Below are 13,563 nucleotides of genomic sequence, written 5' to 3'. Positions count from 1 at the left end.
CACCTGCTCCCTGATTTACCTGTTGCGATTGCCGCGCCCCAACGCACGGCTCATCTGTGCTGCAATCTGTCCCTGCGAGCGGCGGAACCCCTGCACATCCGGGGTCGTGATGTTCATCACCACATTCACCGAACGCCCGCCGCCCTGCGTGCGCACGCCCAGCTTGCCGTCCGCGCCGCGCGCCAGCGGCATGATCGCCTCGGGGCCGGCCTCGCCCATCAGCCCGGTGCCGCCCCGCATCGGAAACATCGTCGGGCTGCTGACCACGCCGCCATTGGCAAAGGGCATCACCCGGCCCTGGCTGAAACTGCCACCATCGGCAAAGGGCAGAAGACCCTGCACCAACCCGCCGACCGAGTTTGCCAGCAATCCGCCAAAATGATCCGTCACCGGCTTGATTGCGGCCGCATAAGCCGTTTGGATCAACGAGTTCTTCAGCACATCCAGTGCGCCCGACAGGCTCATCCCGTCCAGAACCACGCCATCGAACGCCTTGCGCAAACCGCTGGACATGCCCCGCTCCAACGTGGCGACATCCTTGCCGGTTTCCTCGAACGCGGCGCTGATCCGCTTCATCTGGCTGTCAAACGCCGCGGCCATCGTCGCAGCATCACCCAGGGCATCGCCCAGCGCTGCACCCCGTTCCTGCAAGTCGTCAAACCCGTCACGATCCGTCATCACGCTCTCCTTGTTGCTTGTCCGGGAAGGCGGCCAGCAGCGCGTCAAGGCCTGCCCGGTTCATCGCGGGCATCCCGGCGCCCTGCCCCAGCATCAGCCGCAGTTCTGCCGGAGTCAGACGCCAGAACTGATCCGGCGTCAGCCGCAGCCCCAGAAACCCGGCCCGCATCAGGGCGAGCCAGTCAAACCCGCTCATGTCGTTTCCGGCACCATGAAGGCGCGGGCCAGCAGTTCGGCCGCCGCTTTGGCCGCAGCCATCGGGCCGCCCTCGATTTCGGCATGAAGCAGGTCGGCGCGGCTGGTATCCCGGCCCCCGCCCCGCAACCCGGCAACGATCAGCGCCAGCACGTCACTGCTGGAATACGCGCCACCCTCGAACCGCTGCACCAGCTCGACCAGGGATCCGGTGTTCAGCTCCTGCTCCAGTTCCGCCAAAGCGCCCAGCGTCAGCTTGAGCACCCGCCGCTCTCCATCGATGGTCAGTGCCACCTCGCCCGTCCACGGATTGGCCATGCGATTACAGCGCCGTAAAGCTCAGCGCACCGGCGCTTGCCATGCTCATCTCATAGGTCGCCTCACCGTTGTGCGAGCCTGCATATTCGATGCCCGTCACCTGAAACGCCCCCTCGACAATGCCAAAATCGGGGATGATCACCTGAAACGCCGGGGTCTCGCCGTCAAAGAACAGCTGCCGCGCACGTTCGTCCGTACCAGCATCCTTGAACACGCCCGAGCCCGAGATTGAGGCCGATTTGACCCCCGCCCCCGACAACAGCTCGCGCCACCCCCCCTGACTTTCCAGGCTGGTGACATCCACGCTTTCGGCGTTGAAACTGATCCGCGTGGCCCGCAGGCCCGCAATGGTCTGGAACAGGCCCGTGCCGTTCATATCCACTTTGACCAAAAGGTCTTTTCCGTTCTGGGCAGCCATGTGCTCTCTCCGTTGATTGCTTAGTCGTCTTCCACGCGGGCGCGGAACCTCAGGTCGATCTGGCGGATGCTGCCGCCTGTCCCGGTCCGCCGGGCCGAGGCGCGCTCGAACCACAGCCCGACCAGATGCCCGCGGCTCAGAACCAGCGGCGCATTGTCCAGCGCGTCACACACCGCCCCAGCCAGCGTCTTTGCCGCGCCAAACCCGGCGGCTTCGGACACCACCGAAACCGTAAAGCGGTGGATCGCACCCGCGCCCGACCGGTCCGAAGCGTCGCGGACCTCTTCCGGGCCCAATGTCACATAGGTCTGCGGAACCGTTCCCGTCGGCACCGCGTCATAGATCGCGCCACCGGACTGGCCGCTGACATCCGCATCCCCGGTCAGGTGCTGAAACACCGCCGCCTGCAGGGCGGCTGATACGCCATAACTCATGCCGCCACCTCTTCATCCGCGAAACAGGTCAGGTACTGGCCGCGCGCGTCGCGCTCAGCCACGGCGCGGATGACGAAACGGCGATTGCCTTCGCGAAACCGCTGATCCGGCGCCGGGCGCATGGTCGATCCCTCGGGCGCGCCCCGCACCACGATGCGATACCCCACGCGCGAGACGGAAACGCCGGCGATCTGCCGTTCCGCGCCACTGCGCGCCGTGACCTCGGCCCACAGCGTTCCCAGCGCGGCCCATGCCTCGGTATATCCTCCGGCCCCGTCAGCGCTGCGCATCGGGGCCTCAAGCACCAGCTTGCGGTTCAGACGCGGCGTGTTCATTGCACCACCCCCGCCCCAAAGCGCACCATCCGATAGCGCTGGATCAGGCTGGTGACGCCAAACGGCATACACCCCGCGCCCAGCGCGGTCTCGTCCCGGTATTCGTAATAATGCGCCGCCAGCAACAGTACCGCCTGGCCAAGATCGGCAGGCAAACCGGCCCAATCCGTGGCCATCCCGGCCGTGAAGGCGATCTTCACCGCACCCCCCGTTGCAATCGCAGGCAGGGCCGACCCGACCGGCCGCACCCGCGGGCGCTGGCCATCGCGTTCCAGCCGATACACCGCCGCATCCGCAACGGTTTCAGAACCTGCCGCATCGGTCAGCGTCACGGCCAGCACCGATGTCACCGGAGCAACCGGCAAAACCTCGCCCGACGGATCGCGCCAACCGCTCAGGCTCCATGAAAAGTCGCGCTCGATCAGAACCTTGCCAGTGCGCGCCTCGATCGCGGCCATGGCCGCCCGCAGGAACCCCTTCAGCACCTCGTTCTGAACGTCATCCTCGGCAAAGCCCCTGCCCAGCCGCAGATGCGCCTTGAACTGATCCACCGGCAGCGCCGCATCCGCGATGGCGGTTTCTTCGATCAACATCATCCATTCACTCCGCAATCTCGGACCCCACCGGGGCCTCAGTCAGGAAAATGACGGGCACGCGCCGCCCCACGTTGCTCGGACGGAGGGGAGCAGCTAGACAACGCGGGGGATCTCACCCCGGCCCGCGCCCGCCGCCCGAGGGGCCGATGGCCCCCCGGATTCGTCACCGCTTAGGCGATGCCGAATTTCACCAGCTTGATGGCTGCAAAGTCGCTCACATCGCCGCCCACGCGTTTGGTCGCGTAGAACAGGACATGCGGCTTGGCGCTGAACGGATCGCGCAGCACGCGCAGATCGGGGCGTTCAGCGATGGTGTAACCGGATTTGAAGTCGCCAAACGCGATCGAAAAGCTGTCCGAGGCGGCGTCCGGCATGTCCTCGGCAATCAGCACCGGATAGCCCATCAGGCGCGCGGGCTCACCGGCGGCCAGACCGTCCGACCACAGGAAACGGCCATCACTGTCCTTCAGCTTGCGGATCACACCCGCCGTTTTCGAGTTCATGACGAAAGTGCCATTGACCCGGTATTGCGCGCCCAGCGCATAAACCACATCGACAATCGCATCCGCATCGACGCCGCCATCGATGCCGGTGGCAACGTACCCCAGGCTGCCCCAGGACCAGGTGTCATCGGATACCGCACGGTGGATCATCAGACCCTTGGGTTTGTCCACACCGTCACCCGTGATAAAGGCCGCCGCCTCGGCACGGGCGAACTTGTCGGCAATCCGACCGGCCAGCCAGCCCTCGACATCGAACGCGCTGTCATCCAGCAAACGTTGCGAGGCTTTGGGCAGCGCGCTCAACTCGTGCAACGGGATCGAGATACGGTCAATCGACGGGGTTCCGGTTTCGGAAGTGGCCGAATTCTCATCTGCCCAGCCGGCACCGACATCGGTATGGTCGATCAGTACATCGAACGAATTCGCCTCGACATTCACCACCGACGCAATCGAACGGATTGACGCGGTTGCGTTCAGAACCGACTTGATCGTCTCGGCAGTCTGCGGATCGACCAGATACCCGCCATCGCTGTTGACGGCTGTGGACAGCGATTTGCTCTCCATCTCCAGCCCGCGCAACCCGTCATCCTCGCCCGAGCGCACATAGGCGTCGAACGCCTTCTGGTGCGGGGCTCCGTCCAGGGTCGAGGCCGCAAGATGCGGGCGCGCCGCGATGGTTGATTTACGATCCAGCATGGTCAGTCGCTCTTCTGTCTGTTGCAATTTTGTTTTAACTTCAGCCTTCAGGCCCTTGAATTCATTCACGAAGCCAGCCATCGCCTGCTTCACCTCCTGAACCAGGGGCGCACCCTCTCCGGTCAAGGCCGGGGTCTCGGTCTTGCTCATCAGCATGTCCTGTTTTTGGGTGGGTTTGAGGCGCGCTAGGTCCGCGCCAGCTCCTGCCGGGCGTTGTTGAACACCTCGGCAATACTGCGCCAGGTGTTCTCGGCGTCGGGGTCGCTCCCCTTTGCCGCCACCCGCGCACTGGGCAGCATCGGGAAGGTCACCAGCGACACCTCCCACAGCTCCAGTTCCGTCAGGACCCGCTGGCCCTTGTCATTCTTCACGGCCCGTTTGGTGCGATAACCGATCGACAGGCCGTCCATCGCACCCGCCCGGATCAGCTCGGCCGCTTCCCGGCCTTTCTGGGTGCATTCCAGCAGGCGACCCTTGACCCACAGGCCCTTTTCGTCCTCGCGCACCTCGTCCCAGACACCAATGGGTTGCGCCGGGTCGTGCTGCCACAGCATCTTGACCCGCTGACCCGCCTTGGCGAGCCCCTCAAGCGAGGCGCGATAGGCCCCGCGTTGCACCATGTCACTGCCCTGATCGACTTGCCCGAACAGGCTGGCATAGCCTTCGATCATCGCATCCTCGGTCACTGACAGGATGTCACCGAACCCTGCGAACTTATGTTCTAAATCCATGAACTTCTCCATGTAACCCACTGAACTTATGGCGTTACCACCAGGAATGATTGAAACGCCTGCGCCAGGATCACTGCGGCCACGCCATAGACCGTCAGCCACAGCCGTTTCTCCAGCCGCTCCATCATCTCTTCGATCTGATCCAGCCGCCTGCACAGATGCGCGTGCTGGATCTCGGCCACCCGCTCATGCGCGGCCAGACGCAACCCCGGCGCGCATTCGAACGGAGGATACCCCTCAGCCATCTGCACGCTCCGGCAGCCCCAGCAACCTGCGTTTTTCCACATCGCTCAGGAATTCCGCCCGGTTGACCCGCGCCCATTGCGCATCCCGCTCGGCAGACAGGGCTGTTACCTGATCCAGATCCGGCTTCAGCATCAGATCCTCGCCGGTAAAGCCCGTCAGCCACTCCGACACCGCCGCCGCCACCCGCGTCACCAGGGGCAGCACGGTCAGGCGGTAAAACGCCCGGTTGGCCTCCTGATAGTTCGAATAGGTCGCGTCGCCCTGTATCCCCAGCAGCATCGGCGGGACCCCAAAGGCCAGCGCGATCTCGCGGGCGGCGGCTTCCTTGGTCTTCTGAAACTCCATGTCCGAGGGGGAAAAGCCCATCGGCTTCCAATCCAACCCCCCCTCCAGAACCATCGGACGGCCGGCATTGCGCGCCCCGCGATAGTTCTGCTCGATCTCGTCGGACAGGCGACGGAACTGCTCCTCGGCCATCATTCCGTGCCCATCACCGCCTTTCCACACCAGCGCCCCCGAGGGCCGCGCCGCATTGTCCAGCAGCGATTTCGACCACCGCGAGGCGCTGTTGTGCACATCAATCGCCGTCGCCGCCGCCTGCATCGGCGAGAACCCGTAATGATCATCCTGCGGGTGGAACGTCTTGATATGACAGATGGCCTCGGTCGCGAACCGGTGCGTCTTGCCGCCGACACTGTAATCATAGGCCTTGGGCCACCCATCCGCCCCCGGCACCACGCTCATCCGGTCCGAGCGCAAAACATGCAGCTCAACCGGCAGCCCGTCCTCGGCCTGCACCGCCTCGACATAAGCATTACCCGACAGCAGCAGCTGCCCGAACAGGGCCTCCAGCATCTCTGCCCGCCCCTGCGCCGCATTCGGGCGTCGCAACAGGGCCAGGATCGGATGCGCATCGAAACGCTGCCCCTGACCCTGCAATATCAAGGGCAGAGCCGCCGCCGATTCAGCAATCAGCTTGACCGACCGAAACCCCACTGGATTGCCCGAAAACCCCGTCCGCGTCAGAGACACCGTGTCCCGCGGGCTCCACGCCACGCGCCCGCCGGTCTGCCACGCCACCACAGGCCCCGTCGCGCTCGCCTTCGCCTCGGGCGCTGCCTCAGCCGATCCACGACGCAAGAAATCGAATACCATCTGTGCTCCTTTCTGCCGCCGCTCTGCCCGGCTTGTTGAAAGGAGTTATGACGGAAAGACGTTTAAGCCTTGGGAATGGGGCGTACGGGGGGGGGGCAACGGGTCAGTTCTGAATTGAGGAAAGAAGTGAACTACGTGCTGCAATCATACCTTCACGCACTTCGTCAATGGACAGACTTTCGAAATCACCAGGACGATTTGTAGTTTCGACCGTCAATCGAAAACCTGTTCCGAAAGGTTGCCAAATCGAACATTCCCTCACTAATTTTGTTTCAGCATCCCAAAGACAACTAAAACCCTCCCGCACGTCACCTTGCCTAAAAACATCAGGTGAGTCCCAATTCCAGTAGTATGCAGGTTTCCCAGGGTCTGCCGGGGAAGAAACACTGAACTCCACCAACAACGGCATGAAGTGGTTAGAGTAATTGCTGCACCAAGACGGCGGATCAGACGCCATACAAACAGCAGACAAGGATTTGTGTACGGCTACAGGGTTGATCTTGATCTCATTCACAGAAATTACTCGAGAAGCATTCTCGCTGATCCCACACAGGTAGGAGTGCTCTCTTTTTCTCTCTGGGTTGGCCCAGTATTTTTGCTTCTCTTCGGGCCATACGAGTGGGCGCATTTCCGAGGGTATACTTAGTTTTTGACCTGCAACGTTTACCAGCAGAGGTTTACCGTCGCAGGAGTTTGGCACGTACTGCCCCCACAACATACTTCCTGCGACCAGTGCTGCTAATCCACAAACAACAATTGCTGAAACCACTGCTGGCACTCCGAGCAAACGCAAAATTGCACCCCAACCGGCACCAGCCCCGGCAGCAAGCAACGACGCTGCAACAACGATTACATAGCCAAGCCCATCATACTGCGTGCCTGAAGGCATTTGTCTGATAAACAGCAATGGCAGCGCGGCGAGCAACGCAGTGAAGAGCAGTCGCCAAAATGACCTAAATCGAACTGCCATAGCAGCACACATTGCGACTGCGACCAAGGTCAAGCTAAAGAGTGTGGGCGAATTTATTGGAAACAAATGACAAATACCCTTTGAATTCAAGATGCATCTGCCTGTCTCAAATATCCATTCTGGAATTCCTTACTCAGACTTCTAGCGGTATTTGCTATTCAATTCACAACGCCCGCACCCTCGGCCTTCTAAACACCCCCGCAGGCCCCACAACCAACTCATGCAGCGCCCAGACCAGCGCATCGACGCGGTCGGGCGAGCCCTGCCCTTCAAACCCGCGCGCGGTCATCTGGCACATCTGCTCCTCCAACGCGTCCAACCCGGCCACATGGCGCACCCGCCCCTGTTCGTACAGCGCCGCCACAGGCTCGGCCCGCGCGACTTTGCCGCGTGACGCCCGTACCGCCCGATAAGGCACCAGCGGGTCCACCTGCCGCACGACCTCTTCCACCAGTTGCCCACCCTGATTGACCTCGGCCACCAGCCGTTCGGCCCCGAACTCATCCATCGCGTCAATCGCCGCCTGCGCCCAGCCCGCCGGGCCAACGCCCTGCACCGTCCGGTCAGCCAGCACGAACGCCCGCCACGCCTCAGGCGGGCCTTGCACTTGCGCGCCAACCACCACGATCCCGCAGGCATCCGCTCCTGACCCAGACGTCACCGCCGGGTCCAGCGCCACCACGATGCGATCCAATTCGGGCACCTGCGCACAGCGCGCCGCCTCCAGCATCGAACCCGTCCACAGCGCTCCTTCCGCGTCTGACAGCAGCACCCCGTCCAGCTCCTGCAGCCCCAGCCGAGTACCCGCATAGCGCGCGCGCACTTCTTCCAGAAACGACGCCGCCAGATTGGCCCGGTTCGCTTCGGTCGGCGCATGGGTCTGCACGGTGGACGACGACGCCAGCAACTCCTTCAAAACCTTCACATTGCGCGGCGTTGTGGTCACGCAAACCCGGGGCCGCTCGCCCAAGCGCAGCGCAAATTGCAGCATGTCCCAGGTCTCACCCGCCTTCTTCCACTTGGCCAGCTCATCCACCCAGGCCGCATCAAATTGCGGCCCGCGCAACCCTTCGGGATCATGCGCTGAAAACGCCTGCGCCTCGGCCCCGTTGGGCCAGATAAGCTTGCGTTCCGATGCCTTCCACGTGGGCCGCCGATCCGGGGGCGAGCATTGCAATATCCCGCTATCGCCAAAGATCATCACGTCGCGCACCTGATCGAATGTTTCACCCACCAGCGCCACGCGGCACGCCTCGCCCTTGTCCAGCGGTTTCGGACCCTCGACCATCGATCGCACCCATTCGGCCCCTGCCCGCGTTTTGCCCGCGCCACGCCCGCCCATGATCACCCAGGACCGCCAGTCGCCCTCGGGCGGCAATTGATGCGGCAGCGCCCAGAATTCAAACAGGAAAGGGAGGGCACACAGCCCCCCCTCCCCGATCTCACTCAGAAATCTCTCCCGCACCGCAGCATTGGCGGAGGCGAGCCAGCCTGCACCCGATCTCAAATCGGGCCCGCTCAAGGTCGAGCGCGTACCCTCCTTGGGCAATTCCGGCTTGTCTGTAATGTTGTTCGACAAAGCTTGTCTCCACTTTCTGGCAACTTCGGATCAGCCCCTCCAGCTGACCGAGTTGCTTGGCTGAACCAGCAAGATCTGCATCCTCCCCGGCACCGATCTGTTTGCGCAGGTCTTCTGCCGCTTGCCGCAGATCGCGAATGGACCTTTCCAGGGACTGCAACAGTTCAGCCGTCTGGGAAATCCGCTCTTCCGGGGTAATCAAAGTCATGTTTGCCTGTGACCTCATGCGTGAGTGTTCTCCGCACGAGAGAAACGAAAAAACGGCCACCGGGTCACCCCGAGGCCGTTCGCCCACTTCTTCTAGCATGACGCAACCTATACGGGATAAAGCGCGCAAAGTCAAGGGTTTACGCAACAGGTGCGCAACAGGGATCGTACGGTGCGGGTTAACGGAAAGTGAATTTCCGGCTGTGGTAACCCTCGGCCTAAACGCCGCCCGGCCCTTCGGCAATCCAACTCCTGACGGCCTCACCGACCAGAGGGATTAATACAGGGTTACCCCCGTGCCGCTTTCAGCGTGTACAAATTGCACAACCCCCGCGCGGACGCGTGTACAAAACTGACATTTTCCGAAATCGCGCTCAAAATCGCCCGCATCACCCGATTTCGGCGCCGCAGGGTCCTGCGCGCAACCTGCCCGCGGCAAAACCAGTCCTTGACATTCCCTCCCGAAACCCTCATGTGCCCCTCATCACGGCGCCACCGCGTGAGCATCGTCGGGCTTCAGGCCCCACAGCGCCAACACATAACTCCCAGTTCCCCTTCACGCAGGGTTCTTTACGCGATGGCCGGATGGCGCTGGATTCGCTCGCGCATCCCGAGGTCTCGCTCAACCCTGCCGGTCACATGAACGTGGCCAGTCACCACCTGCTCGTGGGGTTTAACCTGCGGGCCGTAAAGGATAATTTTTTGTTCGACTTCGATATGCTCGGCCTCGCGCCGACACTGAACGACGCGTTGAAACGCGCCAATTTTACACAACCCACCCCGATTCAGAACCAGGCCATTCCGCTGGCCCTGAACGGGCATGACATCCTCGGGCTGGCCCAAACCGGCACCGGCAAGACACTGGCTTTTGGCCTGCCTCTGATCGACCACCTGCTGGCACAACCCGGCAAGCCCGATCCCAAAACAGCCAAAGCGCTGATCCTCGCCCCCACCCGCGAGTTGGTGAACCAGATCGCCGACAGTTTGCGCACCCTCACCAAAGGAACAAAGCTGCGAGTCGCAACAGTTGTTGGTGGCCAGTCGATCAACAAACAAGTGATGTTCCTCGCGCGCGGCACCGATATTCTGGTTGCCACACCGGGCCGCCTGATTGACTTGATGGAACGGGGCGCTGTTGACCTTGGTTCGGTGCGCCATCTGGTATTGGACGAAGCAGATCAGATGCTTGACCTGGGCTTCATTCACGCTCTGCGTCGCATTGCGCCTGCACTGGGAACACCCCGCCAGACCATGCTGTTCTCGGCCACAATGCCGAAACAGATGGAGGAGCTCAGCCGCGCCTATCTGAACAATCCACAGCGGGTGCAGGTTTCACCCCCGGGCAAGGCGGCGGACAAGATCACCCAGTCCCTTCATTTTGTTCCAAAAGCCGAAAAACCCTCTAAACTTCGCCAAATCCTGTCGCAGGACGCGGATGCACTGACGCTGGTCTTCACCCGCACAAAACACGGCGCTGAACGGCTGATGAAAGGGCTGGTCGCCGATGGCTTCAACGCAGCATCCATTCACGGGAACAAAAGCCAGGGCCAGCGTGACCGGGCCATTAATGCCTTCCGCGCTGGAGAGGTGAACATACTGGTGGCCACCGACGTTGCCGCGCGTGGCATCGACATCCCCGGTGTCGCCTATGTCATCAACTTCGACCTACCCGACGTGCCCGACAATTACGTCCACCGTATCGGGCGCACCGCCCGTGCCGGGCGCGAAGGGGAAGCGATCGCGTTCTGTGCACCGGAAGAAGTCGACCTGTTGCGTCAGATCCAGAAGCTGATGAAAATTGAAATCCCTGTCACAAGCGGCACCATGCCGGAAGGGGTCGAGGTTCAGCAACCTGCACGTCGTCAAAACAACCGCCGTCGCGGGTTCAAGCCCAAGCCGGCCAACGGCGATGGGAAACCTTCCAGCTCCAGACGGCGCCGTCCCAACAAAAGACGCTCAGCCGCCTAAGAACTGAAGAGCCTGCCAAAGAAAACGCCGACGCCAGTTTTTATACCGGCGTCGGCGTATTTTGTTAACAAAACCAGCAATCCGCCCGGCTTAATTCCCCGAGCTCTGCTGTTCTTCAATTTCGCGCCATTTGGCAACGTTGCGATTGTGCTCCTGCAGGGTTTCTGCAAACGCATGCCCGCCCGAGCCGTCAGCGACGAAGAACACATAGTTGGTGTCATCCGGCGCAACCGCTGCTTCCAGGCTCGCCAGACCTGGATTTGCAATCGGCGTCGGAGGCAGCCCGTCGATCTGATAGGTGTTCCACGGTGTTGGACGGTTCAATTCGCTGCGCCGCAACCCGCGACCCAATGTGCCCTGCCCCTTTGTCACGCCATAGATGACGGTCGGATCGGTTTGCAACCGCATCCCTTGTTTCAGGCGGTTCACGAACACACTGGCGACCTGGCCGCGTTCCTCCGGAACACCGGTTTCCTTTTCGATGATAGACGCAAGGATCAGCATCTCTTCAGGAGTGTCCAGCGGCAACCCGCCTTGACGGCTTTCCCAAACCGCGTTGATCCGCAGTTGTTGCTTGTCCTGCATGGCTTGCAAAATCGCATTGCGATCCTGTCCGGCCACAACATCGTAACTGTCCGGGGCCAACATGCCCTCAGCCGGAATCTCGGTCACATCACCCGACAGCGCTTCGAATGATTTCAGAGCTTCAACCACCTGCCACGAGGTCACACCTTCGGCAAGCGACACGCGATAGCGCGTATCAGACTCGTTGCGTTTCTCGGTATAGGCCTCAGGCGTTTGTTCCTCTGCCGCATCAAATGAAGCAATCTCGACAAAATCCAGTGTTGCCGGATCCAGTTCACGCACGCGGGTTTGGGTGCGTGTCACACCGATACGGTATTCGATTTCCGACCCGCAAGTGCTGGCGCCGCTGCTGGTGATTTCTTCGATGATCTGCGCCATCGACGCACCTTCGCGCACCAGAAAGCTGCCCGCTTTCAACCGCTGCGCCTGATCGGTATAGTCAGCGGCCATTCGAAACAGAATTGAACTTCGAATGGCACCCTGATCTTCCAGATCGCGACTGACACGTGTCATGTTCGAACCGCTTTTGACCTGAAGGCAAATCGCGGTCTCAAGCGGGCCTTCGGCCTTGTACTGCGACTGTCCCCACAGGATCAGACCGCCCACCAGAAACAGGCCGACCACCAGGATGGTCAGCGCATTCGAAGCGATGGCCCGCCACATTTAACTGACCTTTCCGAAAATCACGCTGGCATTGGTTCCACCGAACCCGAACGAATTCGACAGCGCCACGTTAATCTCACGCTCGCGTTTGGCGTTGGGGGCAAGATCAATCGGGGTTTCAACTGCCGGGTTGTCCAGGTTGATTGTTGGCGGTGCAACCTGATCGCGGATCGCCAGGATTGAGAATATCGCCTCAATCGCACCCGCAGCACCCAGCAAGTGACCGGTTGCCGACTTGGTCGAGCTCATCGTCGCATTCCCGGCATGCTCGCCCAACAGGCGCTCAACCGCGCCCAGTTCGATCGTGTCCGCCATGGTCGAGGTGCCATGCGCGTTGATGTAATCCAGGTCTTTTGGCTCCAGCCCGGCGCTGCGCAACGCCGCCCTCATGGAACGTTCGGCCCCGTCGCCATCCTCGGACGGGGCGGTGATGTGATAGGCGTCGCCCGACATACCATAGCCCAGAACTTCGGCGTATATCTTGGCACCGCGCGCCTTGGCGTGCTCGTAATCTTCCAGAACCACGATGCCAGCGCCCTCGCCCATAACAAAACCGTCACGGTCCACGTCATAGGGTCGGCTGGCAGCCTTGGGATTATCTGCGTATTTGGTCGACAGCGCCTTGCATGCGTTGAACCCGGCGATACCGATCTCGCAGATGCAGCCCTCGCCGCCACCTGCCACCATGACATCCGCGTCACCCGCCCGGATGATGCGGCTGGCGTCGCCGATTGCGTGCGCCCCGGTTGAACATGCCGTCACGACCGAGTGGTTCGGCCCTTTGAACCCGTGGCGGATTGATACCTGACCCGAGGCCAGGTTGATCAGTGCGCCCGGAATGAAGAACGGAGATACCCGACGCGGACCCTTGTCGCGGATCAGGTTCGCGGTATTGGCAATCGATCCCAGACCACCAATGCCCGAGCCGATCAGAACACCAGTACGCAGGCGCGATTCTTCGTCTTCCGGCAACCAGCCTGCATCTTTACAGGCCATTTCGGCGGCTGCGATGGAATACAGAATAAAGTCTTCGATCTTGCGCTGCTCTTTCAGCGGCATCCAGTCATCGGGATTGAAGGTCCCGTTGGTTCCGTCGCCGCGCGGCACCTCGCAGGCGTAGGTCGTTGTGACCCCGCTTGCCTCTGCATCGAAATGCGTGATTGGGCCTGCGCCGGACTCTCCGTCCAGCAGCCGCGACCAGGTTTCCTCGACCCCGCTGGCCAAAGGAGTGACCAATCCAAGACCGGTTACAACGACTCTGCGCATGAAGTGCCTCTTGCCTGCTT

The 13,563-nt window shown here is 61.6% G+C and carries 17 protein-coding genes; 1 reads left to right on the top strand and 16 read right to left on the bottom strand.

The window, feature by feature from the left end:
* Positions 1–15 precede the first annotated feature (15 nt).
* The 14 genes from ACR0DS_RS04510 to ACR0DS_RS04445 form a co-directional block, all read right to left on the bottom strand.
* A complete protein-coding gene (locus ACR0DS_RS04510) occupies positions 16–678 on the bottom strand; it encodes a phage tail tape measure protein (RefSeq protein WP_480480413.1) in 663 nt (220 codons plus the stop codon).
* Positions 665–874, bottom strand: a complete 210-nt coding sequence (locus ACR0DS_RS04505) for a rcc01693 family protein (protein ID WP_480558172.1) — start codon at positions 872–874, stop codon at positions 665–667. Before ACR0DS_RS04505 ends, ACR0DS_RS04510 begins: the two co-directional genes overlap by 14 nt.
* Positions 871–1,191 (bottom strand): gene transfer agent family protein, encoded by a 321-nt coding sequence (locus ACR0DS_RS04500; protein WP_267364992.1) that lies wholly within the window; start codon positions 1,189–1,191, stop codon positions 871–873. The genes ACR0DS_RS04505 and ACR0DS_RS04500 overlap by 4 nt, the downstream gene beginning before the upstream one ends.
* A gap of 4 nt (positions 1,192–1,195) precedes the next feature.
* Entirely contained in the window at positions 1,196–1,609 is a 414-nt protein-coding gene (locus ACR0DS_RS04495) for a phage major tail protein, TP901-1 family (RefSeq protein ID WP_267364994.1), read from the bottom strand.
* Between the two features lie 20 nt (positions 1,610–1,629).
* Entirely contained in the window at positions 1,630–2,043 is a 414-nt protein-coding gene (locus ACR0DS_RS04490; RefSeq protein ID WP_267364995.1) for a DUF3168 domain-containing protein, read from the bottom strand.
* On the bottom strand, positions 2,040–2,378 hold the full coding sequence (locus ACR0DS_RS04485; RefSeq protein ID WP_480480407.1) for a phage head closure protein: 339 nt from the start codon (positions 2,376–2,378) through the stop codon (positions 2,040–2,042). The genes ACR0DS_RS04490 and ACR0DS_RS04485 overlap by 4 nt, the downstream gene beginning before the upstream one ends.
* Complete coding sequence (locus tag ACR0DS_RS04480; protein WP_480558174.1) at positions 2,375–2,974, bottom strand: head-tail connector protein; 600 nt, start codon at positions 2,972–2,974, stop codon at positions 2,375–2,377. Before ACR0DS_RS04480 ends, ACR0DS_RS04485 begins: the two co-directional genes overlap by 4 nt.
* A gap of 170 nt (positions 2,975–3,144) precedes the next feature.
* A complete protein-coding gene (locus tag ACR0DS_RS04475) occupies positions 3,145–4,323 on the bottom strand; it encodes a phage major capsid protein (protein ID WP_480504738.1) in 1,179 nt (392 codons plus the stop codon).
* A gap of 35 nt (positions 4,324–4,358) precedes the next feature.
* Positions 4,359–4,916, bottom strand: coding sequence for an HK97 family phage prohead protease (locus tag ACR0DS_RS04470; RefSeq protein WP_480538118.1), 558 nt, complete (start codon positions 4,914–4,916; stop codon positions 4,359–4,361).
* Between the two features lie 14 nt (positions 4,917–4,930).
* Complete coding sequence (locus tag ACR0DS_RS04465; RefSeq protein WP_267365006.1) at positions 4,931–5,149, bottom strand: GTA head formation protein, RCAP_rcc01685 family; 219 nt, start codon at positions 5,147–5,149, stop codon at positions 4,931–4,933.
* Entirely contained in the window at positions 5,142–6,305 is a 1,164-nt protein-coding gene (locus ACR0DS_RS04460) for a phage portal protein (protein ID WP_480558176.1), read from the bottom strand. Before ACR0DS_RS04460 ends, ACR0DS_RS04465 begins: the two co-directional genes overlap by 8 nt.
* Positions 6,306–6,408: 103 nt before the next feature.
* Positions 6,409–7,275 carry a hypothetical protein gene (locus tag ACR0DS_RS04455; RefSeq protein ID WP_480538122.1) on the bottom strand — a complete coding sequence of 289 codons (867 nt, stop codon included), beginning with the start codon at positions 7,273–7,275 and terminating at the stop codon, positions 6,409–6,411.
* Positions 7,276–7,438: 163 nt separating this feature from the next.
* Positions 7,439–8,740 (bottom strand): DNA-packaging protein, encoded by a 1,302-nt coding sequence (locus ACR0DS_RS04450; RefSeq protein ID WP_480616693.1) that lies wholly within the window; start codon positions 8,738–8,740, stop codon positions 7,439–7,441.
* Positions 8,718–9,062 (bottom strand): hypothetical protein, encoded by a 345-nt coding sequence (locus tag ACR0DS_RS04445; RefSeq protein WP_480473381.1) that lies wholly within the window; start codon positions 9,060–9,062, stop codon positions 8,718–8,720. The genes ACR0DS_RS04450 and ACR0DS_RS04445 overlap by 23 nt, the downstream gene beginning before the upstream one ends.
* A gap of 701 nt (positions 9,063–9,763) precedes the next feature.
* Between ACR0DS_RS04445 and ACR0DS_RS04440 the strand changes: the two genes are divergently transcribed.
* On the top strand, positions 9,764–11,029 hold the full coding sequence (locus ACR0DS_RS04440) for a DEAD/DEAH box helicase (protein ID WP_480558338.1): 1,266 nt from the start codon (positions 9,764–9,766) through the stop codon (positions 11,027–11,029).
* Between the two features lie 90 nt (positions 11,030–11,119).
* Here the strand turns inward: ACR0DS_RS04440 and mltG are convergent, their stop codons facing one another.
* Together mltG and fabF are read right to left on the bottom strand one after the other, a co-directional pair.
* Complete coding sequence (gene mltG, locus ACR0DS_RS04435) at positions 11,120–12,277, bottom strand: endolytic transglycosylase MltG (protein WP_480473382.1); 1,158 nt, start codon at positions 12,275–12,277, stop codon at positions 11,120–11,122.
* Positions 12,278–13,543, bottom strand: a complete 1,266-nt coding sequence (gene fabF / locus ACR0DS_RS04430) for a beta-ketoacyl-ACP synthase II (RefSeq protein ID WP_480480393.1) — start codon at positions 13,541–13,543, stop codon at positions 12,278–12,280.
* Positions 13,544–13,563: the final 20 nt, after the last annotated feature.

This window comes from Ruegeria sp. AF5, from assembly GCF_056541905.1.
Note: the sequence above shows the minus strand (reverse complement) of the source record. Positions and strands in the feature narration are given on the sequence as shown.